Genomic DNA, 26,330 nt, shown 5'->3' with positions numbered 1-26,330 from the left:
TGCGGCTAATTAATGAGTAGCATCGCCCTCTTCATCCAAGATAACATCAGGTGTATCTGCGATATTTTTAGGGCTAATACATACAGTGAATTCAGCTCCTAACAACACAACCACCCAAGATAAATAAACCCATACAAACAAAATTGGGATCGTTGCCACCGCGCCGTAAATCACTTCATACGATGGAAAATGACTGATATACAGTGCAAAACCTTTTTTAGTTAACTCAAATAGTAATGCTGCAAATAAAGCCCCAGGAATTGCAGCTCGAAAAGGCACGCGAGTATTAGGCACTAAAGTATAGAGCATAATAAAGCCCGCCATGGAAATTAAATACGGCAATAGCTTTAACAAAAAGCCACTAAAACCAGGGATCCCCTGATCGGCAAAAGAAACTAACGAGACAATATACGAAGTAACCCCGATACTCGCCCCCAATAACAATGGCCCTAAACTCAACACCATCCAATACACGGCGAAAGAAATCATCATTGGCCGCTTAGCTTTAATTCGCCAAATACGATTTAAAGTTGCATCAACATTTCGGATCAGCAGCAGCGCAATAGCGGCTAAAAAGCCGATACCCACGGCAGTCATTTGATTCGCATTTCCTGCAAAAGAGGTAATATGCTCTTTGATTACATCTGATGAGGTGGGAATAAAATTAGCAAACAAAAAGTTTTCAATCGCAATTCGGGTGTCTTCAAAGCCCGGAAAAGCCGAGAAAATAGCCACACCCACAGCAATGAGAGGCACTAACGAAAGTAGCGTCACATAGGCTAAATAACCAGCATTTACAGTTATTTGATCATCAATACAGCGATTAATATACTGCATCCACCAAGTGGGCTGCTGACGTATAAGCCCCCGCAACTGCTGTTTATAATGTGCGACCTTTTCATTCATAAATTTAACTTTCTGCTAAAATAGTTTTGATTATCATAGCAATCCGCCACATAATTTACAGCAATAACGGATTTAAAAAGGGATCTCAATGAAAAAATTTACTTTGCTAGGCGCACCAATTATCGCTTTAACGCTCACCTTAACGGGTTGTCAATCCGCATATTACTCAGCCATGGAATCGGTTGGTGTGCACAAACGCGATATTTTAGTCGACCGTGTTGAGGAAACAAAAGAATCTCAAGAAGAGTCACAACAAGAGTTTCAATCTGCTTTAGAGCGTTTAACTACGCTAATAAATTTTGATGGTGGTGATTTACAAGCCGCTTATGAGCAACTCAACGATGACTACGAGTCGAGCCTTGCGGCTGCAAACGACGTTACAAATAACATCAACAAAGTTGAAGACGTAGCCGAAGCATTATTTGAAGAATGGGGCGACGAATTAGAGCAATATACTAATGCGTCACTAAAGCGTGAAAGCAATAAAAAACTCACCGCAACCAAACGTGACTTTGATAAACTATTACGCTCAATGCGCAATGCTGAAAGCAAAATGGAGCCTGTACTGTCATCACTGCATGACAATGTTTTATATTTAAAGCATAACCTTAACGCACAAGCCGTGACAGCCATTCAAGGTGAATTTACCAACCTTAAACGCGATATCAAAGTGTTAATGGATGACATGAACAAGTCGATTGCTGATTCAAATAAATTTATTGAGCAAATGAATAAAGCAGGATAAATTAGCTGCGAGTTGGCGAGAAAAGAATACATTAAGCCTGCGATTTCGCAGGCTTTTTTATTGTTATATCTTGTTACTTTTTAAGTATTTTTTTATCAGCTATTTTTGGTACACTTTTCAATCATTAAAATAATAAAAACAGTGAACAATGAAAATACGTACCATTAGTTTGATTATCAGTTCAACTATCTTAGTCGCTTGTAGTAGCGCAAATAAAGTACAAACTATTGCGGGGCCAGAAACTATTGTACCACTGCATCAAGAGGGTGAACGAGCTGGCCGCTACCACAATCTCTACCCTGGTGAAAAAACTTACCCTATTAGTTGTGAGCATGATTGCTACCCAAAAAACGCGAGCTTAGTATGTGAAGCAGAGACTGAAAACTGCCAATATCAAGGCGAGCAGCTAACACCACAACTCAATACTGGCTTCACTGTGCGCTGGCTTGGCCACGCAGGTTTTATGATCAAAACCCCCGACGGCCAACAAGTGGTATTTGATCCAGTAAAGGAACAGTTTGACTCCCCTGTTGATTTAGCTTTTCGTCTTGCTTCAGGGTTTTATCGCAAACCTGGTGATTGGCTCACTAACGACGAACTAAAAAACTTAGCCGCCGTTATGTATTCTCATCTTCACTACGATCATTTCAATAAAGCCGATATTGAAGAAATTGGTAATCTGCCTCGCTATCTAACCCCGCTCGGGATGGCCGATAACTTTCCAACTGGTGGCTTTAACATTAGTGAAATGGCCTGGTACGCAAGCACCAAAATTGATGATTTAACCATTCACGCCGTGCCTGCACACCACTTTAGCAGTCGTATTCTCGTCCCTTTTATTTACGAAGATAACGATAAAGCTTCATGGAATGGCTGGCTGCTTGAACAAAATGGCAAAACACTCTTTTTTGCAGGCGACACCGGTTACTCACAGCACTTTAAAGACATTCAACAGAAATATGGTGAGATTGATATTTGTTTAATGCCAATTGCCTCTTATTACAGCGAAGATAATGGCAAATGGTATCGTTATGTACATACCACTCCTGAGGATGCCTTAACAGCTGCACAAGAGCTAAGTTGCAAAGTTATGATACCTTGGGGCTATGGCAACTCAAGTTGGCAGATGGGCGATCACAGCAGCCATTCCCCATTACTACGCTTATTGCATATGTACGATGAAATGGACTCGCAAATCCCGCTGTATATTTTCAATGAGGGAGAAAGTGTCGCACTATAAAGCGACACTTGGGTACTGATACGATTGCTCTTCTGCCTTGCATTCAAAACTGTAAAAAACTGTATGCACTTACGGCTTGTTAGTGTCTCTATTTAGCACCTCACTTATTACCGCTGTTGTTTTCAATTTTTGTTTCAGTCACTATTAGGCTATAAACAAAATAAAAACTTGAGAATGACATGAAAACAGTCGCGCTGACCTTAAGCCTATTAATGAGCAACGCCGCCATGGCTATCGATGTAGAGCATACAGCAACACCAATTACTATTGATGGTGTCTCTGAAAGCGCATGGGACCAAGCACAATGGCAATCGATGCCTTACCTTATGGATGGTACTTTACCTGACTCAGATAAAGACTTTAAAGGCCGCTACAAATTACTTTGGGATGAAAACTATCTTTATTTACAAGCCGACATTGCTGATGATGTACTAATTGATACGCACCCAGATCCAACAGTCAAATATTGGGATGACGATGCACTGGAAATATTTATCGACAGCGATGCATCAGGCGGTAATCATCAATTTAATCATAGCGCATTTGCGTATCATATAGGCCTTGATAACCAAGCTGCCGATTTTGGGCCTGATAAAAAGCCCCATTTATACACAGATCACTTGATTAGCCGCTGGCAACGCAACACCACCGCGCCCTACAACATCACTTGGGAAGTGGCGATTAAGCTCTACCCAAATGATTACCAAGAAGGCGCGCCAAACACCCCGCTTAAGTTAACGGCAAAACAAGTAATCGGCTTTATGCTCGCTTATTGCGATAACGACGGCAGTGAAATTCGCGAACACTTTATGGGCTCACAAGAAATACAGCCCGTAAATGGCAGCCGCAACCTAGGTTATATCGATGCCGACGTGTTTGGCAAAATCACCTTGTTACCAAAAAATAACTGATCCACGCAGAACTCAAGAGATGCTGCGCTTACAATAAAACAGGTACTAGGTTGCTAGGCGCTAGGGCAGCAAATCCCGATGACTTTGTTGCCCTAACCTCATTTACTGCTCATTATCTTCTCTTTGTGCAAACATTTTTTAAGTGAATTATTCACAAAGAGGATAAGAGACGCTGCGCTTTAGAGGAAAAAATTATTTCAGAGATAGATTCTGTGGCAAGATTTTTCAAAGTCTAGCGCCTTTCACCTAACAGCTATTACTGACACCAAGACACTGTTCTAATCTGACAGCTGACCGCTTATAGCTTACAACTCTTCCCCTCACAAACTTTACTCTCGCTAACTAATTAACCACAAAAAAGCCGCTGTATCTCTTAAATACAGCGGCTTTTAAAATCATCGTTCTAAATTAATAGATTATGACTTAGGCGCACGACCCGCACGTTTACGTTCATTTTCAGTTAAATGACGTTTACGAATACGAATGTTTAATGGCGTTACTTCTACTAACTCATCATCAGCAATAAACTCAAGCGCTTGCTCAAGTGAATAGTTAAGTGCTGGTGTTAATGTTTGTGCTTCATCTGTACCAGATGCACGAACGTTAGTAAGTTGCTTACCTTTAAGCGCGTTAACTGTAAGGTCGTTATCACGGCTATGAATACCGATAACCATACCTTCGTATACTTCAACACCGTGACCGATGAATAAACGGCCGCGCTCTTGTAAGTTAAATAATGCGTTAGTCAGTGCTTTACCCGTTGCGTTTGCAATCATTACGCCGTTCTTACGAACACCTAGCTCGCCACCTTTGTGCGGACCGTAGTGATCGAAAGTATGGTACATAAGGCCAGAACCCGATGTAAGCGTCATAAAATCAGTTTGGAAACCGATTAAGCCACGGCTTGGGATCATAAAGTCCATACGCATACGACCTTTACCATCTGGTGCCATGTCAGTAAGCTCACCTTTACGAAGACCAATTTGCTCCATGATAGAACCTTGGTGCTCTTCTTGACAGTCAATCGTTACTGTTTCATACGGTTCTTCAAGAACGCCATCAACAGTACGTAAGATTACTTCAGGACGAGAAACCGCTAGCTCGTAACCTTCACGACGCATGTTCTCGATTAAGATACCTAAGTGTAATTCACCACGGCCAGAAACACGGAAGCTATCTGGGTTTGCAGTATCTTCAACACGAAGTGCTACGTTGTGTACTAATTCTTTATCTAAACGTTCACGAATATTACGTGATGTTACAAACTTACCTTCTTTACCACAAAAAGGAGAGTTATTAACAGAGAACGTCATTGTTACTGTTGGCTCATCAACACTTAGTGGTGGTAATGCTTCAACATTAGTAGGACAACAAACAGTGTCTGAAATCTTAAGTTCGCCGATACCAGTTACAGTTACGATGTTACCAGCATAACCACGTTCAGTTTCGATACGCTCAAGACCTAAGTAGCTTTGTACAGAACCGATTTTACCGTTACGTTTAGTGCCATCAGCACTGATGATAGTAACTTGTTGGTTAGGTGCTACAGAACCACGCTTGATACGACCTACACCGATCACACCAACATATGAGTTGTAATCAAGTTGCGAAATCTGCATTTGGAAGTCACCTTCAGGATCTGCATCCGGTGGTGATACTTCGTCAACGATCATCTTGAACATAGGTTCCATGTTATCTGATGGCTCGTCTAAATCTAGTGTTGCCCAGCCGTTGATTGCTGATGCATAGATCACTTTAAAGTCTAACTGTTCGTCAGTTGCACCTAGGTTGTCGAATAAATCAAAGATTTGATCCATAACCCAATCAGGGCGTGCACCAGGTTTATCAATTTTATTGATAACAACGATTGGCTTTAAGCCTTGCGCGAATGCTTTTTGCGTAACGAAACGCGTTTGTGGCATTGGACCTTCTTGAGCATCAACAAGTAGTAATACTGAGTCAGCCATCGAAAGTACGCGTTCAACTTCACCGCCAAAGTCGGCGTGTCCTGGGGTATCTACGATATTGATATGGTAGTCATTCCATGAAATGGCTGTGTTTTTAGCCAAAATGGTAATACCACGTTCTTTCTCAATGTCGTTTGAGTCCATCACGCGCTCTTCGTTACCGCCGCGTGTTTCTAATGTACCTGATTGCTCAAGTAGTTTGTCAACCAGTGTTGTTTTACCATGGTCAACGTGCGCGATAATCGCTATATTTCTTAACTTTTCGATGCTCATATTTTTACTCAGAGAAATTAAATTCTCAATGATCCTGCAAGATCTACGCACTCATCTGCGTTTTCACGAGATGTCCCAGCATAGGATTTAAAAGGGCGCATATTATCCCTTATTAATGACATGGATGAAAGTTTATCCAATATATATTTCACAACTTTCTTCATACTTCTAATAAGCATCTGTTTTATATATGACATTTTCATTAATTTAATTTTTCAATTTGCCACTATTTTGCTCATTCCTAGCTATTATTGTCATAATTTGGCAGTATTTGCTAAGTAAGTTAACAAAATAGCTGTGTTTATTATATAGACAAATTGTTTGCAAATAGCGTTCACTTAACGCATGCACCAAAATGATCAAAGTACGTTCCAAGTTGGTGCAAAAACACTAACACATAGCAAGTACTGGCATTTTTTAACCATTAAAAACAACAAATTATAAATATGGCATGGAAGCCGCTTACTAGAAAGCAAAAGCAATTATGCAGCAAAAATAAAACCCAACAGTTGGAGGACACATGTCACAATCGGTTTTAGATTTTATTAAAGAAAATGACGTTAAGTTCGTTGATTTACGCTTTACTGATACCAAAGGTAAAGAGCAACATGTTTCTATTCCTCATCATCAAGTAGATGAAGACTTCTTTGAAGACGGCAAAATGTTTGACGGTTCTTCAATTGCAGGTTGGAAAGGCATTAACGAATCAGACATGGTATTACTACCGGTTGCTGAATCAGCTAAATTAGACCCTTTCACAGAAGAAGCTACTTTAATCTTACGTTGTGACGTGGTTGAGCCTAGCACATTACAAGGTTATGAGCGCGACCCGCGTTCTGTTGCTAAGCGCGCTGAAGAATACATGCGTTCTACAGGTATTGCTGACACAGTTTTATTTGGTCCTGAGCCAGAGTTCTTTGTATTTGATGATGTTAAATACAAAACTGACATGTCAGGTTCTATGTATAAAATTGACTCTAAGCAAGCTGCTTGGAACTCAGATAAAGAATATGAAGGTGGCAACACCGGTCACCGTCCTGGCGTAAAAGGTGGTTATTTCCCTGTTGCTCCAGTTGATGATTTCCAAGATTGGCGTTCAGCGACGTGTTTAGTGCTTGAAGAGCTAGGTCAAGTGGTTGAAGCACATCACCACGAAGTAGCAACTGCTGGTCAAAACGAAATCGCTACTCGCTTCAATACTATGGTATTAAAAGCGGATGAAATCCAAGAAATGAAATATGTTATCCATAATATGGCTCATTTATATGGAAAAACAGCAACCTTTATGCCTAAGCCAGTTGTTGGTGATAACGGTTCTGGTATGCACTGTCACCAGTCTTTAGCTAAAGACGGTGTTAACTTATTCGCAGGCGACAAGTACGGCGGTCTTTCTGAAGAAGCGCTTTACTACATTGGTGGTATCATCAAGCATGCTAAAGCAATCAATGCGTTTGCTAATGCGTCAACTAACTCGTACAAGCGTTTAGTACCAGGATTTGAAGCACCAGTAATGCTTGCATACTCTGCACGTAACCGTTCTGCGTCTATCCGTATTCCAGTGGTTCCGTCTGCAAAAGGACGTCGTATCGAAGTACGCTTCCCAGATCCAACAGCTAACCCATACCTTGCATTTTCTGCAATGCTTATGGCTGGCCTTGACGGTATCAAAAACAAGATCCACCCTGGCGATGCAATGGATAAAGATTTATACGACTTACCAGCTGAAGAAGCAGCAGAAATTCCAACAGTTGCCTCTTCATTAGGTGAAGCGCTAGCTGCACTTGATGCAGACCGTGAGTTCTTAAATCAAGGTGGCGTATTCACTAATGATTTAATCGATGCTTACATCGCACTTAAATCTAAAGAAGTTGAAAAACTTAACATGACAACTCACCCAGTTGAGTTCGAAATGTACTACAGCTGTTAATCAGCTGTAGTTAAAATTATCTAGTTATAGATAATTTATGTGTGTTCTCAAGGCCCGTTATGCGGGCTTTTTTTATGGCTAATTTTTCCATTCTCCACTAAAGTTTAGTTAGTGCAAAAAATGCAAGGTGGCAAGGTGAAAACAAGGCTTTTATTACTAACAATACTGATTTCAATCAGCTTTTATGGCTATAGCGGTGATAAGAAAATTTATTCTTGGGTAGATAAAAATGGCGTATTGGTATTTTCTGATACACCTAAAGTGGGGGCTACCGAAGTAAAACTCACCAGCCAAACTTTAACTATGCCAACCGTTGATACGCGTATTTTAGATGAGCAGCAGCCTGTTGCCGCGAAAAGCTATAAAGTGGTCATTTCTTCCCCTGCCGATCAAGGTACTGTGCGTGAGAATACCGGTTCAGTGTATGTAACTAGTCGTATTACACCTCGTTTTGAGAATGGCTTTAAAATACAGCTACTGGTTGATGGCACTGCATTTGCAGAGCCTAGCAATACCAGCACGTTTGCCCTGCGCGATGTAAATCGCGGGGAACACACCTTACAAGTTAAACTATTTGATCCGCAAGGCTCAATAGTCTCTGTTAGCCCTATAAGTACTTTTTTTATGCATAGAGCATCATCTTTGTAAAAAGATCGTCTTCTTATACAAAGACAATAATTTGCTTAATAATTATGTGCTAAGCTGCTAATTAAGATCAACGCACTAAAGTGGTGCAACCATGCCCAATAATAAAAATTTTAGCCCTGAATTACTCACTAGCATTTGGCAAAACCTGTCGACTGCGGTGATCTTACTTGATCAACAATTCACCCTTATTTACGCTAATAATAGTGCCAGTGAGCTATTAGGATTAGGCTCCAAGCGTATTCTTAATCAACCTTTTGATACTCTATTTAACTATCATTCGATTGACTTAAAACGGATTGCTCAGTATTCACTAATGGATGGTGTAGATTGCCACCAGCATAGAGCTGACGTGGTTTTCGTTGATTCCCGCCATGCAAAATTGGCGATCAGCTCACGCCGCGTAAAACTACAAAATGAGTATTATATTTTATTTGAATGTCGCCAAACTGACGATGAAATTCGCCACGACCAAGCTTCTAATCAAATGCATCAATACCAAGCTGCCCGCAACCTAATTCGCGGACTTGCCCATGAAATTAAAAATCCTTTAGGTGGAATTCGCGGAGCGGCGCAATTATTGCAGTATGAAGTTGATCAGCAAGAACGGGATGAATGTGCAGAACTGATCATTGAACAAGCTGACCGCTTACGAGAGCTGGTAGACAGATTGCTAGGGCCGAATCAATTGCCGCAAAAATCCTACGGTAATATTCACCAAACCTTAGAATCTGTAATTAAGTTAAGCACCTTAGATAATTGTGCCAATATTAGTTTGGAAAAAGATTACGATCCAAGTATTCCGGATGTATTTATTGACCAAGGTAAAATTCAGCAAGTGGTACTTAATATTGTTCGTAATGCACAACAAGCGTTAGTCGATGGTGGCGTGATAAAAATTAAAACACGCATTAATCATCAACAACGTCGCCCGGGTAAAGCGCCTAAAAAAGCGCTGCTGATCCAAATATCAGATGACGGACCTGGTATCGATCCTAGCATCAAAGAGACTTTGTTTTACCCGATGATCACCAATAAAGAAGGTGGCTCAGGACTTGGTCTTTCGATTGCACAAACCTTGATCGATCAACACAATGGTTATATCGAATGTGATAGCTGGCCGGGTCATACAGAATTTAATATATATCTGCCTTTTGTGGATTAATCGGTTGTTGGAGTTCGCATGAAAACAGTTTGGCTTGTTGATGATGATGCATCAATCCGCTTTGTACTTGAAAAGGCGCTAGCACGCGCAGGTTTCAACGTTGAAAGTTTTGCTAATGCCCAAGACGTGCTCAGTGCATTAAAGTTTAGCCAGCCCACCGTGTTGGTCTCAGATGTAAGAATGCCGGGTATGGATGGTATGGCATTGCTAGAGCTTATTGCAGAGCAAAACCCAGGGCTACCCGTGATCATTATGACCGCGCATTCCGACTTAGACTCTGCAGTTAATGCCTTTCAAAAAGGCGCATTTGAATACTTGGCCAAGCCGTTTGATTTAAATGAAGCGGTTGCCTTAGTTGAAAGTGCGTGCCGAGCTAATTCCACCAAAAAGACCAAACGTAAACCTGCCCCGCCAAAAAGCGCCCATATCATTGGTGAAGCACCCGCTATGCAAGAAGTGTTTCGGGCAATCGGCAAGTTGTCCGCTTCAAGTATGAGTGTGTTGATTAATGGTGAATCTGGTACTGGTAAAGAGTTAGTTGCCAGTGCATTGCATAATCACAGTCCGCGTAAAGAAAACCAGTTTATCGCCTTAAATATGGCGGCAATTCCTAAAGAATTGGTAGAATCTGAGTTATTTGGCCATGAAAAAGGTGCCTTCACCGGTGCCGATAGTGTTCGCAAAGGCCGCTTTGAACAAGCCAATGGCGGGACGCTATTTCTCGATGAAATAGGTGATATGCCGCTGGATGTGCAAACTCGGCTATTACGGGTATTAGCTGATGGCGAGTTTTACCGTGTTGGTGGTCATCAAAGTATTAAAGTTGATGTGCGGATCATTGCTGCGACCCACCAAAACCTTGAAGATTTGGTCAAACAAGGTAAGTTTAGGGATGACTTATTTCACCGCCTAAACGTAGTACGATTACGCCTACCCGCTCTACGCGAGCGCACCGAAGATATTGAACGCTTAGCACAACATTTTTTGCATAAAAGCGCCAAAGACTTACAAGTTGAAAGTAAAGTACTCAGCGCTAAAGCTACTGATTTACTACGTCTATTTAACTGGCCAGGTAATGTTCGTCAACTTGAAAACACCTGCCGCTGGCTTACTGTAATGGCCCCAGGTGAATTAGTCAGTGAACAAGATTTACCGCCTGAAATTTTAGAAATTGATGAGGCTCAACAAGAAGGTGATTGGCTTGATTCATTCCAGCAGTGGCTTAATCAAGAGCTAAAACAAGGTAAAGAAAATATTTGGCCGAATATTCAAGCGCAGTTAGAAACTCGCTTAATTAAAACTGCGTTGGCAAACTGTGCAGGGCATAAACAAGAAGCGGCGGTTAAAATTGGTTGGGGTCGTAATACATTGACCCGCAAATTAAAAGAGCGCAATATCAACTAAACTTCCCTGTTGAAAAGGAAAAAAGTTGAAGTTAATTGAACATATTCCATTAATTAAGCAGATGGAAATACTCAATAGGCTGAATTTTTTTAGAGAGTTTACCCTCAACGAGCGGCAAATTTTACTGGAATCATTCAGCCATTTATATTTAGTAAGTCAAAATCGCTTTGTGTTTAAACAATTCGATAACGACAAACAACTGTATATTGTTCTCAGCGGCGCTATTGTGGTATTTAACCACAGCCATTTAATGGAACTGGGCACAATAGAGCCCGGTGAGTTTATTGGCGAAGGTGCGTTTATCAATAACCGTGAGCGTAGCACCAGTGCCCGCGCAAAAAGTGACACAATCGTGCTCGCAATATCACCTGAAGCACTAACACGACTCCCCAATGTGATCCGCGAAAAAATCAAAGACCGTATTATCGAAGGTATGAGCGAGCGTATAGCCAAACTTAGTCACTACCTTGATTCACGAGGCTAATCCATATACACAACTTGCAGCGAGCAATTTAACCATTGTGGCCCTTCAATGTGTGCGTTATAGCGAAATGTGTCTGAGGGCTTTTCCCCAAAAGGAGTGGCAACTAAAGGGCTTGAATGCGTATATGACTGCGAAGTATCTCTATAATTGATGACTAAATAATTTTCATAACGTTGCCAACCTAACTGAGCGCGGGCACCATTTACTAAAGTAAACTCAACAAAGTTATCAACAAATTTAACTTTGAGACCATTGTAGCGATCTTCAACGCAACCAGTAGTTCGCATTTGTTCTGGCACATCAAAACCTAGCTCTATTTGCTCACCACGCAAGTAAAAGCCAATATTGCCATTGCTATAATGATGATTTGCTGCCGACACATAGTGTATCTGTGGTTGATAGCCCATAGCTTGCATAATACCAGCAAGCTGCTCGGTTTCGGCTGTGAGTAGCTTATCTTCAGAAGTTAATAGAGTCGCAGCGGCAAACTCTTTGGGTATCGGTAATTGAATAAACTGATACGGTAATGGTTGTTGCTGTAAGCGTATTGTTAGCTGTTGTTTTTCTAGCTCTGTTAATGCTTGCGTGTATACATATATTGTTGGTTGTTGGCAGGCAGTTAGTAATAACAACATGCAGATTAAAATTCCGTTTCGCATAGTACCTCCAAATGATTACAAGTGTAGTCTATTGGAGGTAGCGCATTAAGGCAACTTAATTTATTTGGCTATTTAACCAAGCATCAACACTTTGCTTGGTGTATAACACATCTTTAAATAAACGATGGCGTTGAAACTCCAACAAACGCTCTCGGTTGTTGTCACCACTGAGTAATTGACTGTGATTATCATTAAATTTTGAAATCACCGAAAAACCTTTGTGCGTACTGTGCGGCTGCTGCTTTACCTGGTGAGTTAGATGCGCTCTGACATCATCAGCTGTTAACATATCTGAGTTATTTAAACCCATTAACTCTTTTCTCATTGCTAATCTTACGCCCATCTTCTACTCCATTTTTCAGTGCGTTAGCACTTAAGTTACTGCATCTAGCGGTTATTAATTTTCATCATCTATGGCAAATAACAGGCCAGATTTTACAATGGCAGCTTACATCGCAATTACTGCAGTTTTTTTAAAGCCAGTAAAAAATACCAAAAAGTTTTCGGTTTTTTCTGTTGAATGCCTCGCAGAGATTAGAAGGTTTGATGCAAAAGCCGCGCATAGCCTTTATACTACAGGCTATGCCCTACCTTAATGAGATCAAACATGAACGACGAATACATTGAAATTGAATTAGAAGAAGAACCGATTGAGTTATGTAAACTTTTAAAAGTTCTTGATTTAGTTGAAGGTGGCGGCCAAGCAAAAAATCTCATCACTGAGGGGTATGTGGGTGTTAACCATGAAATTTGTACAATCAAACGGAAAAAATTATACAGTGGTGATGTGCTTGAATTTGATGGTGAGCTCTTTAAGTTAACTTTAAGTGAAGATGCAACACCGGCGCAGCGTGCTGTGGAAAATACTCAATCTGAGAGTGTAAAAAGCCCTGTGCAAGAAACACCAGCGGCACCTAAAAACAAACGTAAACGTACTAAAAAGCCGAAAGTAGATGAAAAAACGGGTCGTCGTCCAATTTCATTTGGTTAATCACCAGCATAACTTGTAAAACACTTTGAGGTCGTCTTTAATTACTTTCTAAATAACGACAAATAGAAAGCATTTTATGACGACTTCAACAGCCCCTCCTTGGCTCAAAAGTGTTGCTTGGGCCGCATTAGTTTGGAATTTACTCGGGGTCATTGCATTTATTATGCAACTGCTTATGACACCTGAGATGATTAGTAAACTTCCTGTAGATCAACAAGCTGCATATTCAAATACTCCTTTGTGGTCTACCTTAGCATTTGCTGTAGCCGTTTTTGCTGGCACAGTAGGCTGTATTTTCTTATTACTTAAAAATGCCATTGCGCGAGTGTGCTTTGCGTTGTCTTTAATCGCGATTTTTATCCAGCAATTTTATAATTTTATTGTCATTAACAGTATTGAATTACTCGGTGCAAGTGCTGTATTTATGCCACTGCTGGTGATCATCATCGCAGTTTTATTATTACAACTTAGTCATCGTGGCAAACAACAGGGTTGGCTGAGATAAAACATCACTGCAAGCTTGCGTTGCTTTTATTGGTTTTACAAGCCATGGCTTGAAATCTAAACTTTCAGCATCATCTCAGTATCATTAACTGCGCAATAATCGTGCAATTTGATACTGGTATACAGTTTGCATTTTAATATTTAAAAGAGGTTACATTTACCATTTAAGGACATTCATCTACTTTAGGGGCATATAATGAATAATAGTTTTGATACCCAAAAACAACTCACTATTAATGGCGAGCAGTTTCATATTCATTCACTGCAAGGATTAGGCGACAAAGCCAAACGATTGCCGTTCTCGCTGAAAATTCTACTAGAAAATTTATTACGCAATGAAGATGGCGTAAATATCAAATCCCAAGATATCGATGCATTATTAGATTGGGATCCTCAAGCTAAGCCAACTGCTGAGGTAGCATTTACGCCAGCACGCGTAGTAATGCAAGACTTTACCGGTGTACCTGCAATCGTTGATTTAGCCGCAATGCGTGACGCCATGGAAAAACTCGGTGGCGATCCTGCAAAAATAAACCCACTCTCTCCTGCTGAGTTGGTAATTGACCACTCTGTACAAGTAGATGGCTATGGTAATGATGGCTCATTTGATTTAAATGCCAAGCTAGAATATGAACGCAATAAAGAACGCTATGAGTTTTTACGTTGGGGGCAAACAGCCTTTGATAACTTAAAAGTAGTGCCACCCGCCACCGGGATTGTTCACCAAGTGAATTTAGAATACCTGGCACGAGTGGTATTTAACGAAGACCGTAACGGCCAAAAATTTGCTTACCCAGACACCTTAGTTGGTACTGATTCTCATACTACCATGATCAATGGTTTAGGCGTACTTGGTTGGGGTGTAGGTGGTATTGAAGCTGAAGCCGCAATGCTCGGCCAGCCAATTAGCTTGCTGATCCCACAAGTTGTGGGCATGAAGCTCAGTGGCCGCTTACCTGAAGGTACCACAGCGACAGATTTAGTACTGACCGTCACTGAGATACTGCGCAAACATGGTGTGGTGGGTAAGTTTGTTGAATTTTATGGTGATGGCCTAGCCGACTTACCATTAGCAGATCGTGCAACCATTGCTAATATGGCGCCTGAATACGGTGCTACGTGTGGTATTTTCCCTATTGATGATGAAACCATTAGTTACTTGCGCTTAACTAATCGCGATGAAGAGCAGTTAAAACTGATTGAAGACTACGCAAAACATCAAGGGTTGTGGCGTAATGATGGCGATGAAGCTAATTACACCGATAAACTCGAGTTAAACCTCAGCGATGTGGTGCCAAGCCTTGCAGGTCCAAAACGTCCACAAGATAGAATTGCACTGGATCAAGCCGGCGATATTATTACCAAACATTTAAAAACCTTTCAAGATGAACGCTTAGCAAAACGTGACAACAGTGACGAACAGCAATCGCGTATTGAAAGTGAAGGTCCCGCTATAAACCCTGACGATACGGTCAACGAAGCACAGTTTATGGGGGCTGCAAAGGTTAACTTTAAAGAGCAAGAATTTGAGCTCAAAGATGGCGCTTGTGTGATTGCTGCCATTACTAGCTGTACCAACACTTCTAACCCAAGTGTGATTTTAGCCGCAGGTTTAGTTGCGCAAAAAGCTCGCCAATTAGGAATTAATGTAAAACCTTGGGTAAAGACATCACTGGCACCTGGCTCACAAGTAGTCACTGACTACTTAGAAAAAGCAGGTTTAATGGATGATTTAGATGCCCTTGGTTTTAACTTAGTCGGTTATGGTTGTACCACCTGTATTGGTAATTCAGGCCCACTCGCTGATGAAATCTCTGACGCGATCCAAAAACATAAACTGGTGGTAAGCTCTATTTTATCAGGTAACCGTAACTTTGAAGGACGTATTCACCAAGATGTGAAAATGAACTTTTTAGCCTCTCCACCGTTGGTTGTTGCTTACGCAATTGCTGGGCGCACTGATATCGATGTATACAACGAGCCTCTAGCGCAAGATGCAAATGGTAATGATATATACCTGAAAAACATCTGGCCTACAGTGAGCGAAGTAAATGAACTAGTGAAAAAAACTGTTACCAAAGAAATGTTTGCCTCAAGCTATAGCAATGTTTACAAAGGCGATGATCGCTGGCAACAAATTAAGATACCTGATGGTAAATTGTATGACTGGAATGATGCATCAACTTACATCAAAAAAGCGCCATTCTTTGATGGCATGACTGCAGAGCCACCGGGGATCCCAACAATTAACGGCGCACGCTGTTTAGCAAAACTTGGCGATTCGGTTACTACCGACCATATTTCCCCAGCTGGGGCAATCAAGGCCGATGCACCTGCAGGCCTATACCTGCAAGAAAATGGGGTTGAAAAAGCCCAATTTAACTCTTATGGCTCACGTCGTGGTAATCACGAAGTGATGATGCGTGGTACGTTTGCCAACGTCAGGTTAAAAAACTTATTAGCCCCTGGCACTGAAGGCGGTGTAACTCGCACACAACCTGAGGATGAGCTGGCCAGCATTTATGATGCTGCTATGGCCTATCAACAGCAAGGTACACCTCTTGTTGTACTCGCAGGGGCTGAGTATGGCACAGGTTCATCACGCGACTGGGCCGCAAAAGGCTCGCTATTATTGGGTGTTAAAGCAGTAATAGCACAAAGTTATGAACGCATTCACCGCTCAAACCTAATAGGTATGGGTGTGCTGCCACTGCAATTTAAAGAGGGCGAAAGTCATGAATCCCTTGGTTTAACTGGCCAAGAGCAATTTGATATTGATGGTCTGTATGACAAGACTGCTGAAGTAAGCGTGATTGCTACTAACAGCGAGGGTAAACAAGTTAGTTTTAGCGCCGATGTTCGTATTGATACCCCTAAAGAGTGGGATTACTACAAGCATGGCGGCATTTTACAGTATGTACTACGTAATATGCTCAGCAATTAATTAATCAGGGCTTTGCAGATTTAATTTGCTTAGCCCTTAGTTTATTGATGTAAAACAAGCTGAACCTGCCAGATATTACCTACACTGAATGCACCTAATTACCAACAGGTGCATTGAATGGCTGAGCAAAAACTAATAAGTACGCTTAAAATATGTATCGTTCTCGGTATATCACTAATTTTAGTGGGGCATTACTTATTAGTATCAGATCTGTTAGTCGAAAAAAATAGTATTCATGGCATAATGCTCGGTGCGACATTTATTGCCATTGGCATTTTATTTTCATTACCGACTAAAATTTATCTCACCATAGTGCTGATGAATATGGAAGCCAAGCACAACAAGCGCGCACAATCGCCGCTTTAATTACTTAGCGGCTTCTAACGTCTTAGTACGTTGCTCTAGTGTACTCTTTACTTGCTCTGCATCTTCAAACAGTTTTTTTATCACCGCAGGGTCATAAACACTACGTGGTGTTGGTGAAAGTGACGACATATTTGCAGCCTTAGCGCTGCCTTTGAGAATTGCGGTATCCTCGGCTGCAACAACAGTAATATCGTTAGGGTCGAGTACTATTTGCTGGCTTTTGCCATCGGGATTAGGGCGATCTGAATAGTGCCATTGACCTTGTCCGTCTTGCCACTTGTAAATGACTATAGCCTCTGGCGAACTATCCGAAGTCATTGTTTCTGCAATTTTTTGGCTGGTTTCGCTGACAACCTTAACTGCTCGGGAAAGCATGTCACTGGATAACGAGACCATTTGCTCTTTTATACCACTTGATTGGCGCGTTATTTCATCACTCGTTAGCCATGTTTGACCATCTGGGCGCTGCAAATAAAATAATCCTGCAACACTAATCAGCAATACCATAATTGCTAGGTAGGCGAAGTACTTCATATTCAATCCTTTGCGTTAAAACTTTCCATAACTATCATTGATAGCGAGCGATGATTTTATCCAGCTCGCCATTATCTTTCAACTTTTGTAAAAAATCATTAAATTGTTGCGCATACTTTTTACCTTTGGAGTTATAAGCAAACTGCAACTGTAAAGGTGCCACGCCAACGTTAATGTCACTAACGACCAACGCTGCAAAATCCGGGTAATGCTGTATGTACCAGTTCAAAACTGATTTCGAGATCACAGTAAAGCGCGGGCTAGAATGAGTATCTTTATACAAACTTTGTAGCACTTCTAGATCCGAATAAAAATTCTCACGATGTAGTATATTATTTTGCACTAACGGCTCAAAGGTCGGGTAAACATAGCCAAAGCGCCCAAGTAACACACCACTTTTTAAGCGATTTAATTGCTTTAGGTCGATTAGCTGGACACCTCGCGCAGCCACCATCACATCTTCGACCTGCATAATTTCTTGGCTCCAATAATATGGTTCATTACCAACCTGCCAATCTTCAGATTCCATTCGTGCATCCACATCACCGTGTTGCACCATATTTGCCGAACGCATTTCTGGTACAAAAATGTAGTCTACTTGGATCCCTGACGCCTTCGAAAATGCCGTAATAACATCACGCAAAATACCTTTATTTTCTGAGCTGACAAAATGAAAGGGGGGATAATCTTCATCAGGTAGCGCAACACGAAGATTTGCAGCAACAAGATGGCTGGAAAATAATAACAAAAAAACTATGTAACACAGTTTCATAAAATATGTGCACTTCTATTTATAGCGCCTAACTGTATTGTAGTCCAAAAACACAAAACGCAGCTAGGCTGCGTTTTAGGAATATTCAAATAGCTGGTTAAACAGTGTTAGGGTTAAATACCGTCACCGTCAATATGTAACCCACATTCACGGTTTAAACCAAAGAAGCGCGTTTCTTCTTCAGTCATACCCGGCTCTAATTTACGGGTTGTATGCACATCCCCCATCGACACATAGCCTTGTTCCCACAATGGGTGATAAGGTAAATCATGTTTCGTTAAATACTGGTACACATCGCGATTTGACCATTCAATAATTGGGTAAACCTTCACTGTGCCACGGCTAATTTCAACGATCTGCTTTTCAGCTCGGGTCGATGCTTGGTCACGACGCAGGCCGCTAAACCAAGTACCGGCGTTAATCTCTTTTAGCGCACGAGTCATAGGCTCTACTTTATTAAGCTGGTTATATTGCTTAATTCCCGCTTCACCTTGCTCCCATAACTTACCAAACTTAGCTTCCTGCCATGCTGGGCTCAGCGCTGATTTATACACTTTTAAATTAAGTGATAAACGCTCAGTCATTTGCTCAATAAACTGATACGTTTCCGGGAATAAATAGCCTGTATCAGTCAGTACCACAGGAATATCAGGGCGCTGTGATGTCATTAAATGCAACATCACCGCAGCTTGAATACCAAAACTCGATGATAAAAACTGGGTATCTGGTAAGTTTTCCAGCGCCCAAGCCACCCGTTGTTCAGCGCTCAAGTCTTTTAATACGCCGTTTGCATCTGCAAGCAGTGCCGCTTGGCTTTCTTTATCTAGCTGTAATATGTTTTTAAATTCACTCATAGTAAATTCCAAACCTCAGCAAGCTCATTCGCTTGCTTTAAATTAAGCGTGAAAATCGGTGACTGACACTTTAACTTCAGCAACAATGCCTTTTCTAATAACAAAGTCACCAAAACATTCGCCGTCGTTACGTTCACTTGCCCATTGACCAATTAGTTTGTCAAAGGCATCTAAATACACGTCTTCACCCACATTCTCTAAATACAATTTAGGAATACGCGTGCCTTCAAGGTTACCACCAAGGTACACGTTATATTTACCTGGGCCTTTACCAACAAGGCCTGCTTCTGCCAACATGGCGCGACCACAACCGTTTGGACAACCAACCACACGCATAATGATACTGTCATCAGGAATGCCGTGCTTCGCAAGCAGCGCTTCTGTTTTTTCAATTAAGCTTGGTAAGTAACGCTCGGCTTCCGCCATTGCTAATGGACAGGTTGGCAATGCCACACACGCCATAGAGTTTTTACGTTGCTCTGTGTCTTTATCGTCAATCAAACCGTGATTACGGGCGATTTCTTCAATCACCGCTTTTTGATCCGCAGGCACGCCGGCGATAATCAAATTTTGGTTCGCCGTCATACGCATGTCACCTTGGTGAACTTCAGCAATTTTACGACAACCGGTTTTTAGTGGCTTATCTGGGTAATCTAAAATACGGCCACTTTGAATAAATAGTGTTAAGTGATGTTTGCCATCAATACCTTCAACCCAACCAATACGGTCGCCGCGGTGCGTAAATTCATAAGGGCGGCTTGGGGCAAATTTAACACCCGCGCGTTGCTCTACTTCGGCTTTAAATACATCAGTTCCTACACGATCTAGGGTGTATTTGGTTTTCGCATTTTTACGGTTTGAACGATTACCCCAATCGCGCTGTACAGATACCACATGCTCAGCAATTTTTAGTGTGTCTGCTAAGGCGATAAAACCAAAATCATCGGCTTTACGTGGATAGGTTGCGGTATCACCGTGAGTCATGGCAAGACCGCCACCGACTAATACGTTAAAGCCAACCAGCTTGCCATCTTCAGCAATTGCCACAAAGTTTAAATCATTCGCGTGTACGTCCACTTCATTATTAGGTGGGATAGTCACAGTGGTTTTAAACTTACGCGGTAAATAGTTAGAACCTAAAATTGGCTCTTCTGTGGTCTCTGCTTTTTCACCATTTAACCAAATTTCTGCGTACGCTTTAGTTTTTGGTAATAAATGCTCTGAAATTTTCGCAGCCCAATCGTATGCTTCTTGATGTAACTCAGACTCTACTGGGTTTGTAGTACACAGTACGTTACGGTTAACATCACCGGCGGTGGCAATTGAGTCAATGCCCACGCTATTAAGCATTTGGTGCATGCCTTTGATGTTTGGCTTTAATACACCGTGAAACTGAAATGTTTGTCGAGTAGTTAAACGAATACTGCCATAGCTGGTTTTTTCGTCAGCAAATTTATCTATCGCTAACCATTGCTCAGGCTTGATAATTCCGCCAGGCATACGAGCACGCAGCATCACGTTATGTAATGGCTCTAGCTTTTGTTTAGCTCGCTCACCACGAATATCACGGTCATCTTGTTGGTACATACCGTGGAAACGAATTAATTGGAAATTATCCGCAGTAAAACCACCAGTGATCTCATCTTTTAAATCTTGCTCTATGGTGCCACGTAAAAAGTTACTTTCTCTTTTCAAACGCTCGTTATCAGAAAGCTTTACGTTTTTATCTTGTTCGCTCATGTTTAATCCTAAATTTGTTACAGTGACGGCTGTTAACTTTTAACAAAGTAAGCAACGTTTAACTTTAATAAACGTCTTTCTGATAGCGATTTGCGCTACGTAAGTCTTTTAAATACTGTTCAGCGTCTTCATCGTTTTTACCGCTATTTTCTTTGATGATATCAAGCAAGGCTTGGTGTACATCTTTCGCCATGCGATTTGCGTCACCACAAATATAAAAATGCGCGCCCGCTTCTAGCCATTCAAATACCGCTTGGCTGTTTTGACGTAGCTTGTCTTGCACATAGACTTTCTCAGCTTGGTCACGGCTAAACGCCACATCAACTTTGCTCAATAAACCTGATTTTAAATAGCCTTGAATTTCCACTTGGTATAAGAAATCTTGGGTAAAATGTGGGTTACCGAAGAACAACCAGTTTTTACCAGCTGCTTCACGGGCATCACGCTCTTGTAAAAATGCACGAAACGGCGCAATACCCGTACCAGGGCCGACCATGATCACCGGTGTGTCGTCGTTAGCAGGTAAACGGAAATTATCATTATGCTCGCTATATACTTTTACTTTACAGCCTTCTTCGGCACGGCGTGCTAAATAGCCTGAACAACCACCTAAGTGCTCGCTGCCAAACGCTTCAAACTCAACCAAACCAATGGTTAAATGAACTTCGTCTTCTACTTCAGCTTGGCTGGAAGCAATTGAATATAAACGGGCTTGTAGTTTACGTAAACAATCCACTAAAGTTTGTGCTTCTAATTTGGCTGGGTTTTGGCGGATCACGTCGAAGATTTGACGAGGTTCAATGTATTCACGCATTGCCGCTTTATCTTCAACTAGCTTTAATAACTCAGGTGTACCTGTGGCGATTGCGTATTTTTCAACAAAGCCAGGGTATGACTGAGTTAGCTCTAATTTTTCAATCAATGCATCACGCACACTAAGCTCTTCATCTGCAATTTTAACTTTGCTTGCAGCATCAATTTGCGTCAGTGTCAGTACTTCATCAACCAATGCTTCATCATTTAAGAAGTACACACCTAGAGAGTCGCCTGGGGTATAGGTAATATCAGAACCTTCAAGGGAAATTTCAACGTGACGCACATCTTTAGTTGAATCACGACCGGTGATCTTTTGCACTGTACTTAGCTCTGCTGCAAACGGGTTTTGCTTGGTATACTGGCTCGCTGCTATGGCTGGTGCACCAAATGACACAACTTGTCCACCTGTTGCACTTTGTTGTGCTTTTAAATCAGGTTCAAACGCATCAAGTGCGCCAGTGATCCAAGTAGCCGCTTCATCATCGTAATCGACGTCTAAATCTGCACGCTGATACACGGTTTCTGCACCGAGTTTATTTAAGCGTTGCTCAAAGTCTTTTGCTGTTTGACAGAAGAACTCGTAGCTTGAATCACCTAAACCAATGACGGCAACTTTAACACCATCAAGTTTAGGCGCCTTTTTAGTCGCTAAAAATTCATGCAGTGTTTCTGCATCTTCCGGCGGCTCACCTTCACCGTAAGTTGAAACAACAACGCTCAGGAACTTTTCTTTTTTCAGGGCCGTTGGTTTGTAATCAGCCATACTCACTAACTTTACAGCCAAACCACGTGACTCAGCCTGCTCTTTAAGCTTAGTTGCGACACCTTTTGCATTACCGGTTTGTGAGCCATATAAAATGGTCAAGGCAGCTGCTTCGCCAGCACTTGGTACAGCTGCTGTAACGCCACCTAAAGCCGCGGAATTAGCATTCGCAGCAAGATAGCCACTTACCCACGCTTGCTGAATTGGATTAAGCTCAGCCACTAAACCTTGTAGCTTTTGTACTTGCTCTTGCGATAATGGACTTGCTAGCGCATTGAGTTGACCTAACAACATGAATTAATTCCCCGTAACCCTGAAAGTTATCTACAAAATGATCACTGATTGCAGTCATCACTTTGCCTAAAATTTGTGTCGACTTTAAGGCAAATAACCTAGGCCCTAAAGATTTCTCTGAGTGTGAAGAATAACGGGGTATGCGCCAATAAAAAAAGAATAGAATCTGCTTTGTTATTCCATTTAGTTATTAATTTATAAATTTACCAGTAAAAACAGATTAAAAGTTAAAAAGAGTGTCCGCCAGCAAACCCAACACAATAAATACCTCTCAAAAATAGTAATGACCAAGCTTGATAACAAAATAAACAATTAACTTTTTTGCAACAAAACTCGGGTAGGCTATAGTGGAATTGGCCACATTCTGTGCGCCCATAACAATAAGGAAACACTATGTCACACGGGACATATAAAAAATGCATACTCGCCAGTGCTGTTTTATCAGCAGCACTACCTTGCTTAGCCGCCATTGATAATGGTGATTTTGAAAACTGGGCAGGCAACACCCCTAATAATTGGAGTACCATTGATTCAGGTATAGTGCTGTCGCCTTCAAGTTCTATCGTCAATTCTGGCTCACTCGCTGCAAAAGTAGAGGTGAATACAGCGAGCCAAAGCAGTACAGATTTACTACAACAGGTGGACGTTGAAACCGGCCAAAGCTATCAGTTTTCTAGTTGGGTTTACCACACTGAAGGCGGTGTTAAAGCGCGCCTCATTGCTGACGGTTATCAAGGCTACTCAAACCCTGCGCTTTTAAATCAATGGCAACAGCTCAGCTATACATACACAGCATCAAGTAACACGACCATTAGCGTTGGCCTACGCTTTTATGATGTTAGCGGCTTTGATGGCAGTGAAACCGTTTACGTAGATAGTTTTATGCCAAATTCTGCTGGCAATACACCGCCAACACCAGACGGCTGCGCCGATAATACGGTTAGTTTAGCGCTCACCACAGATAACTATGGCGAAGAGACAAGTTGGCAAATTACTAATGCGCAAGGCACACCCGTTGCATCTGGTGGCGGTTATAGTGGTAACAACAGCTACACTGAGCAAGCTTGCTTAGTTGATGGCGATTATACCTTTAGCATTTTTGATAGTTACGGCGATGGTATTTGCTGCTCATTTGGTAACGGCAGTTACGCGCTCACATCGGCACAAACACAACTTGCAAGCGGCAGTAGCTTTCAAACTAGCGAAGCAACACCATTCACACTGGGCGATGGTACCAACCCAGAAACGCCCCCTACAGAGCCAAGCGGTTATTATGTCACAGCCCAAGGTTTAACAGGCTACGCTCTAAAAACAGCGCTATACAACATTATTAAAGGCCACAACTCACAGGGGTATTCAGCAATTTGGAGTTTTTACGATATTGCTTCACGAGATAAGTACTTTGAAAACGACAATTCAATTCTTGATCGCTATGCTGAAAACCCAACGGGCCAAGACAGTTATAATTACGTTGCTGTCGCTGATCAATGCGGCACCTACCGAGGCGAGGGAGATTGTTATAACCGCGAGCATTCATTTCCAAAAAGCTGGTTTGGCGGCACAAATGAGCCGATGAACTCAGACGTGCACCATATTTTTGCAACCGATGGTTATGTTAATTCAAAACGTAGCAACTACCCGTTTGGTGAAGTAGGCAGCGCCAGCTATACCTCAAGCAATGGCAGTAAACTTGGCAGCGCTGCAAGCTCGATTAATTACTCAGGCACGGTATTTGAGCCTATTGATGAATTTAAGGGTGACTTTGCTCGTGCCTACTTTTACATGGCAACCCGCTATGAGAACGTCATTGGTAGTTGGCAAAATAACACCACGGCTAGTAATGCCGTACTTAATGGCACATCAAACCAAGTGTTTGAAAATTGGGTAGTGACTATGTTGGTTAATTGGCATAACGACGATCCCGTCAGTCAGCTTGAACTAGTTAGAAACCAAGCCGCTTATGAACATCAAGGAAATCGCAATCCATTTGTCGATCACCCAGAGTTTGTAGAAATGATCTGGTAAAGGTCAGCGGTCAGCGGTCAGCGGTCAGCGGTCAGCGGTCAGCGGTCAGCGGTCAGCGGTCAGCGGTCAGCGGTCAGCGGTCAGCGGTCAGCGGTCAGCGGTCAGCGGTCAGCGGTCAGCGGTCAGCGCAGAAAAACATCAGCCTTTGCATTTGCAAAGGCTTTTTTGATCTCTAATTTTATAACCCAATTTATGCAGTAAAAATATAATTAATGCTCTTTTGTTTGTTATTGTTGGGCATCTTTTTTGCTGCTCAACCCATGCTAACGCAGCAATTGCAAATTCACTGTTATTTGCAATTGAGCGCTCCACCGCTCGACCAAGCTCCACAACTTGCATTATAGATTGCCTATATTCGGTAAGGCCTAAGCTTAAAAGGTAATTTTGAATCGGACACATAGCATTTAATTAAGAGTGAAAAAATACAGCATAAAAGCTGGAGCTAGGTTAAGGTCAAGTAGTTTTTTAAAAACAAAAAAAACCCCAGCTAATGCCGGGGCTTTTTATAAAACAGACTTAATTAAAAATTAAGCTTGTTTTGGACGCTCAATAATATCTACTAATGTCCAAGACTTAGTCTTAGAGATAGGAGCACATTCACGGATAGTAACTACGTCACCAGCCTGAACTGTATTATTTTCGTCATGTACGTGTAACTTAGTCGTACGTTTGATGAATTTCCCATAGATTGGGTGCTTCACGTAACGTGCGATAGCAACAGTGAAAGATTTATCCATCTTGTCGCTGATTACACGGCCTTGAAGAGTACGGATTTTATCGCTCATTATTGACCTGCCTTCTGGTTAATAATTGTTTTTACACGCGCGATATCGCGACGTACTGTTCTTAGCGTGTGAGTTTGAGCTAACTGACCAGTGCTTGCTTGCATGCGCAGGTTAAACTGCTCACGAAGAAGTCCTAGAAGTTCAGCATTTAGCTCTTCTACGCTTTTGTCTTTTAGTTCGCTAGCTTTCATTACATCACCGTCCGAGTTACGAAAGTTGTTTTGAATGGTAATTTACGCGCTGCAAGGTTGAATGCTTCACGAGCAAGCTCTTCAGAAACACCTTCCATTTCGTAAAGTACTTTACCAGGCTGAATTTCTGCAACCCAATATTCAACAGAACCTTTACCTTTACCCATACGAACTTCAAGCGGTTTGTTCGTAATTGGCTTGTCTGGGAACACACGGATCCAGATTTTACCTTGACGTTTTACGTGACGCGTCATGGCACGACGAGCTGCTTCGATTTGACGAGCAGTCATGCGGCCACGGCCAGTAGCTTTCAAACCGAAAGTACCGAAGCTTACTTTGTTACCGTTTTGCGCTAAACCGCGGTTGCGGCCTTTGTGCATTTTACGGAATTTTGTACGTTTTGGCTGTAACATTACTCGCTACCT

26 protein-coding genes and 2 pseudogenes are annotated in these 26,330 nt (G+C 41.8%); 15 read left to right on the top strand and 13 right to left on the bottom strand.

Translation table 11 applies throughout. The features are described 5' to 3' along the window. Positions 1–9: 9 nt before the first annotated feature. Positions 10–906, bottom strand: coding sequence for a virulence factor BrkB family protein (locus A7968_RS17095; RefSeq protein ID WP_064667782.1), 897 nt, complete (start codon positions 904–906; stop codon positions 10–12). Positions 907–994: 88 nt separating this feature from the next. On the opposite strand from A7968_RS17095, the gene A7968_RS17090 reads away from it, so the two are divergent. The 3 genes from A7968_RS17090 (at position 995) to A7968_RS17080 (ending at position 3,802) form a co-directional block, all read left to right on the top strand. Next, a complete protein-coding gene (locus A7968_RS17090; RefSeq protein ID WP_064667781.1) occupies positions 995–1,651 on the top strand; it encodes a DUF2959 domain-containing protein in 657 nt (218 codons plus the stop codon). Positions 1,652–1,799: 148 nt separating this feature from the next. Further along, positions 1,800–2,891 carry an MBL fold metallo-hydrolase gene (locus A7968_RS17085; protein ID WP_064667780.1) on the top strand — a complete coding sequence of 364 codons (1,092 nt, stop codon included), beginning with the start codon at positions 1,800–1,802 and terminating at the stop codon, positions 2,889–2,891. 179 nt (positions 2,892–3,070) lie between these two features. Then, the gene (locus A7968_RS17080; protein WP_064667779.1) at positions 3,071–3,802 is read left to right on the top strand and encodes a CBM9 family sugar-binding protein; all 732 of its coding nucleotides are present in this window, start codon (positions 3,071–3,073) and stop codon (positions 3,800–3,802) included. 416 nt (positions 3,803–4,218) lie between these two features. On the opposite strand, the gene typA is transcribed toward A7968_RS17080, so the two are convergent. Further along, on the bottom strand, positions 4,219–6,042 hold the full coding sequence (gene typA / locus A7968_RS17075; protein ID WP_064667778.1) for a translational GTPase TypA: 1,824 nt from the start codon (positions 6,040–6,042) through the stop codon (positions 4,219–4,221). A gap of 520 nt (positions 6,043–6,562) precedes the next feature. On the opposite strand from typA, the gene glnA reads away from it, so the two are divergent. The 5 genes from glnA (at position 6,563) to A7968_RS17045 (ending at position 11,667) form a co-directional block, all read left to right on the top strand. Continuing rightward, positions 6,563–7,969 carry a glutamate--ammonia ligase gene (glnA, locus tag A7968_RS17065; RefSeq protein WP_064667776.1) on the top strand — a complete coding sequence of 469 codons (1,407 nt, stop codon included), beginning with the start codon at positions 6,563–6,565 and terminating at the stop codon, positions 7,967–7,969. A gap of 135 nt (positions 7,970–8,104) precedes the next feature. After that, the gene (locus tag A7968_RS17060; protein WP_157586779.1) at positions 8,105–8,617 is read left to right on the top strand and encodes a DUF4124 domain-containing protein; all 513 of its coding nucleotides are present in this window, start codon (positions 8,105–8,107) and stop codon (positions 8,615–8,617) included. A gap of 91 nt (positions 8,618–8,708) precedes the next feature. Continuing rightward, the gene (gene glnL / locus A7968_RS17055; RefSeq protein WP_064667774.1) at positions 8,709–9,779 is read left to right on the top strand and encodes a nitrogen regulation protein NR(II); all 1,071 of its coding nucleotides are present in this window, start codon (positions 8,709–8,711) and stop codon (positions 9,777–9,779) included. Positions 9,780–9,797: 18 nt separating this feature from the next. Then, positions 9,798–11,183, top strand: coding sequence for a nitrogen regulation protein NR(I) (ntrC, locus tag A7968_RS17050; RefSeq protein ID WP_064667773.1), 1,386 nt, complete (start codon positions 9,798–9,800; stop codon positions 11,181–11,183). A gap of 25 nt (positions 11,184–11,208) precedes the next feature. After that, positions 11,209–11,667, top strand: a complete 459-nt coding sequence (locus A7968_RS17045) for a cyclic nucleotide-binding domain-containing protein (RefSeq protein WP_064667772.1) — start codon at positions 11,209–11,211, stop codon at positions 11,665–11,667. Here A7968_RS17045 and A7968_RS17040 read toward each other — a convergent pair. Then, positions 11,664–12,326, bottom strand: coding sequence for a hypothetical protein (locus A7968_RS17040; protein WP_064667771.1), 663 nt, complete (start codon positions 12,324–12,326; stop codon positions 11,664–11,666). The two genes, A7968_RS17045 and A7968_RS17040, sit on opposite strands and share 4 nt — an antisense overlap. A gap of 55 nt (positions 12,327–12,381) precedes the next feature. Further along, positions 12,382–12,669 (bottom strand): hypothetical protein, encoded by a 288-nt coding sequence (locus A7968_RS17035; RefSeq protein WP_064667770.1) that lies wholly within the window; start codon positions 12,667–12,669, stop codon positions 12,382–12,384. A 264-nt stretch (positions 12,670–12,933) separates the two neighbouring features. Here A7968_RS17035 and A7968_RS17025 point away from each other — a divergent pair, with 264 nt between their 5' ends. From A7968_RS17025 to A7968_RS17010, 4 genes are all read left to right on the top strand, one after another. Further along, the gene (locus A7968_RS17025; protein WP_064667768.1) at positions 12,934–13,317 is read left to right on the top strand and encodes an RNA-binding S4 domain-containing protein; all 384 of its coding nucleotides are present in this window, start codon (positions 12,934–12,936) and stop codon (positions 13,315–13,317) included. Positions 13,318–13,393: 76 nt separating this feature from the next. Continuing rightward, complete coding sequence (locus A7968_RS17020) at positions 13,394–13,822, top strand: hypothetical protein (RefSeq protein ID WP_064667767.1); 429 nt, start codon at positions 13,394–13,396, stop codon at positions 13,820–13,822. A gap of 195 nt (positions 13,823–14,017) precedes the next feature. Continuing rightward, the gene (gene acnA, locus A7968_RS17015; RefSeq protein ID WP_064667766.1) at positions 14,018–16,765 is read left to right on the top strand and encodes an aconitate hydratase AcnA; all 2,748 of its coding nucleotides are present in this window, start codon (positions 14,018–14,020) and stop codon (positions 16,763–16,765) included. Between the two features lie 117 nt (positions 16,766–16,882). Beyond that, entirely contained in the window at positions 16,883–17,131 is a 249-nt protein-coding gene (locus tag A7968_RS17010; protein ID WP_064667765.1) for a hypothetical protein, read from the top strand. Here the strand turns inward: A7968_RS17010 and A7968_RS17005 are convergent, their stop codons facing one another. The 5 genes from A7968_RS17005 to A7968_RS16985 form a co-directional block, all read right to left on the bottom strand. Further along, the gene (locus A7968_RS17005) at positions 17,132–17,665 is read right to left on the bottom strand and encodes a DUF4124 domain-containing protein (protein ID WP_064667764.1); all 534 of its coding nucleotides are present in this window, start codon (positions 17,663–17,665) and stop codon (positions 17,132–17,134) included. Positions 17,666–17,699: 34 nt separating this feature from the next. Further along, positions 17,700–18,413, bottom strand: coding sequence for a substrate-binding periplasmic protein (locus A7968_RS17000; protein WP_167542980.1), 714 nt, complete (start codon positions 18,411–18,413; stop codon positions 17,700–17,702). Between the two features lie 137 nt (positions 18,414–18,550). Continuing rightward, a complete protein-coding gene (locus A7968_RS16995; protein WP_064667762.1) occupies positions 18,551–19,291 on the bottom strand; it encodes a phosphoadenylyl-sulfate reductase in 741 nt (246 codons plus the stop codon). A gap of 42 nt (positions 19,292–19,333) precedes the next feature. Next, a complete protein-coding gene (gene cysI, locus A7968_RS16990; RefSeq protein ID WP_064667761.1) occupies positions 19,334–21,031 on the bottom strand; it encodes an assimilatory sulfite reductase (NADPH) hemoprotein subunit in 1,698 nt (565 codons plus the stop codon). A 64-nt stretch (positions 21,032–21,095) separates the two neighbouring features. Continuing rightward, the gene (locus A7968_RS16985; RefSeq protein WP_064667760.1) at positions 21,096–22,904 is read right to left on the bottom strand and encodes an assimilatory sulfite reductase (NADPH) flavoprotein subunit; all 1,809 of its coding nucleotides are present in this window, start codon (positions 22,902–22,904) and stop codon (positions 21,096–21,098) included. Positions 22,905–23,297: 393 nt separating this feature from the next. On the opposite strand from A7968_RS16985, the gene A7968_RS16980 reads away from it, so the two are divergent. From A7968_RS16980 to A7968_RS23820, 3 genes and pseudogenes are all read left to right on the top strand, one after another. Continuing rightward, complete coding sequence (locus A7968_RS16980; protein WP_064667759.1) at positions 23,298–24,929, top strand: endonuclease; 1,632 nt, start codon at positions 23,298–23,300, stop codon at positions 24,927–24,929. Further along, a pseudogene (locus tag A7968_RS23825) lies at positions 24,890–24,994 on the top strand (hypothetical protein); the annotation flags it as partial. The gene A7968_RS16980 and the pseudogene A7968_RS23825, both read left to right, overlap by 40 nt. Then, positions 24,951–25,130, top strand: a pseudogene (locus tag A7968_RS23820) (hypothetical protein); the annotation flags it as partial. The pseudogenes A7968_RS23825 and A7968_RS23820, both read left to right, overlap by 44 nt. Here the strand turns inward: A7968_RS23820 and A7968_RS16975 are convergent. From A7968_RS16975 to rplP, 4 genes are all read right to left on the bottom strand, one after another. Further along, positions 25,068–25,268 carry a hypothetical protein gene (locus A7968_RS16975; RefSeq protein WP_064667758.1) on the bottom strand — a complete coding sequence of 67 codons (201 nt, stop codon included), beginning with the start codon at positions 25,266–25,268 and terminating at the stop codon, positions 25,068–25,070. The pseudogene A7968_RS23820 and the gene A7968_RS16975 overlap by 63 nt on opposite strands. Before the next feature lie 188 nt (positions 25,269–25,456). Then, positions 25,457–25,714 carry a 30S ribosomal protein S17 gene (rpsQ, locus tag A7968_RS16970; RefSeq protein ID WP_064667757.1) on the bottom strand — a complete coding sequence of 86 codons (258 nt, stop codon included), beginning with the start codon at positions 25,712–25,714 and terminating at the stop codon, positions 25,457–25,459. Then, positions 25,714–25,905 carry a 50S ribosomal protein L29 gene (gene rpmC / locus A7968_RS16965; protein ID WP_004588692.1) on the bottom strand — a complete coding sequence of 64 codons (192 nt, stop codon included), beginning with the start codon at positions 25,903–25,905 and terminating at the stop codon, positions 25,714–25,716. The genes rpsQ and rpmC overlap by 1 nt, the downstream gene beginning before the upstream one ends. Then, positions 25,905–26,318 (bottom strand): 50S ribosomal protein L16, encoded by a 414-nt coding sequence (gene rplP, locus A7968_RS16960; protein WP_064667756.1) that lies wholly within the window; start codon positions 26,316–26,318, stop codon positions 25,905–25,907. The genes rpmC and rplP overlap by 1 nt, the downstream gene beginning before the upstream one ends. Between the last annotated feature and the right edge of the window lie 12 nt (positions 26,319–26,330).

Source organism: Pseudoalteromonas prydzensis (genome assembly GCF_001661495.1).
Taxonomy (GTDB): domain Bacteria; phylum Pseudomonadota; class Gammaproteobacteria; order Enterobacterales; family Alteromonadaceae; genus Pseudoalteromonas; species Pseudoalteromonas prydzensis.
Note: the sequence above shows the minus strand (reverse complement) of the source record. Positions and strands in the feature narration are given on the sequence as shown.

Bases quoted from the DNA above. Each gene is read 5' to 3' on its own strand.
- typA (WP_064667778.1), bottom strand. From the start codon at position 6,042: ATGAGCATCGAAAAGTTAAGAAATATAGCGATTATCGCGCACGTTGAC.
- A7968_RS16975 (WP_064667758.1), bottom strand. From the start codon at position 25,268: ATGCAAGTTGTGGAGCTTGGTCGAGCGGTGGAGCGCTCAATTGCAAAT.
- A7968_RS17080 (WP_064667779.1), top strand. From the start codon at position 3,071: ATGAAAACAGTCGCGCTGACCTTAAGCCTATTAATGAGCAACGCCGCC.
- A7968_RS16980 (WP_064667759.1), top strand. From the start codon at position 23,298: ATGTCACACGGGACATATAAAAAATGCATACTCGCCAGTGCTGTTTTA.
- ntrC (WP_064667773.1), top strand. From the start codon at position 9,798: ATGAAAACAGTTTGGCTTGTTGATGATGATGCATCAATCCGCTTTGTA.
- A7968_RS17020 (WP_064667767.1), top strand. From the start codon at position 13,394: ATGACGACTTCAACAGCCCCTCCTTGGCTCAAAAGTGTTGCTTGGGCC.
- rpsQ (WP_064667757.1), bottom strand. From the start codon at position 25,714: ATGAGCGATAAAATCCGTACTCTTCAAGGCCGTGTAATCAGCGACAAG.
- A7968_RS17025 (WP_064667768.1), top strand. From the start codon at position 12,934: ATGAACGACGAATACATTGAAATTGAATTAGAAGAAGAACCGATTGAG.
- glnL (WP_064667774.1), top strand. From the start codon at position 8,709: ATGCCCAATAATAAAAATTTTAGCCCTGAATTACTCACTAGCATTTGG.
- A7968_RS17040 (WP_064667771.1), bottom strand. From the start codon at position 12,326: ATGCGAAACGGAATTTTAATCTGCATGTTGTTATTACTAACTGCCTGC.
- glnA (WP_064667776.1), top strand. From the start codon at position 6,563: ATGTCACAATCGGTTTTAGATTTTATTAAAGAAAATGACGTTAAGTTC.
- A7968_RS16995 (WP_064667762.1), bottom strand. From the start codon at position 19,291: ATGAGTGAATTTAAAAACATATTACAGCTAGATAAAGAAAGCCAAGCG.
- rpmC (WP_004588692.1), bottom strand. From the start codon at position 25,905: ATGAAAGCTAGCGAACTAAAAGACAAAAGCGTAGAAGAGCTAAATGCT.
- A7968_RS17005 (WP_064667764.1), bottom strand. From the start codon at position 17,665: ATGAAGTACTTCGCCTACCTAGCAATTATGGTATTGCTGATTAGTGTT.
- cysI (WP_064667761.1), bottom strand. From the start codon at position 21,031: ATGAGCGAACAAGATAAAAACGTAAAGCTTTCTGATAACGAGCGTTTG.
- A7968_RS17035 (WP_064667770.1), bottom strand. From the start codon at position 12,669: ATGGGCGTAAGATTAGCAATGAGAAAAGAGTTAATGGGTTTAAATAAC.
- A7968_RS17010 (WP_064667765.1), top strand. From the start codon at position 16,883: ATGGCTGAGCAAAAACTAATAAGTACGCTTAAAATATGTATCGTTCTC.
- A7968_RS17085 (WP_064667780.1), top strand. From the start codon at position 1,800: ATGAAAATACGTACCATTAGTTTGATTATCAGTTCAACTATCTTAGTC.
- A7968_RS17095 (WP_064667782.1), bottom strand. From the start codon at position 906: ATGAATGAAAAGGTCGCACATTATAAACAGCAGTTGCGGGGGCTTATA.
- acnA (WP_064667766.1), top strand. From the start codon at position 14,018: ATGAATAATAGTTTTGATACCCAAAAACAACTCACTATTAATGGCGAG.
- rplP (WP_064667756.1), bottom strand. From the start codon at position 26,318: ATGTTACAGCCAAAACGTACAAAATTCCGTAAAATGCACAAAGGCCGC.
- A7968_RS17090 (WP_064667781.1), top strand. From the start codon at position 995: ATGAAAAAATTTACTTTGCTAGGCGCACCAATTATCGCTTTAACGCTC.
- A7968_RS16985 (WP_064667760.1), bottom strand. From the start codon at position 22,904: ATGTTGTTAGGTCAACTCAATGCGCTAGCAAGTCCATTATCGCAAGAG.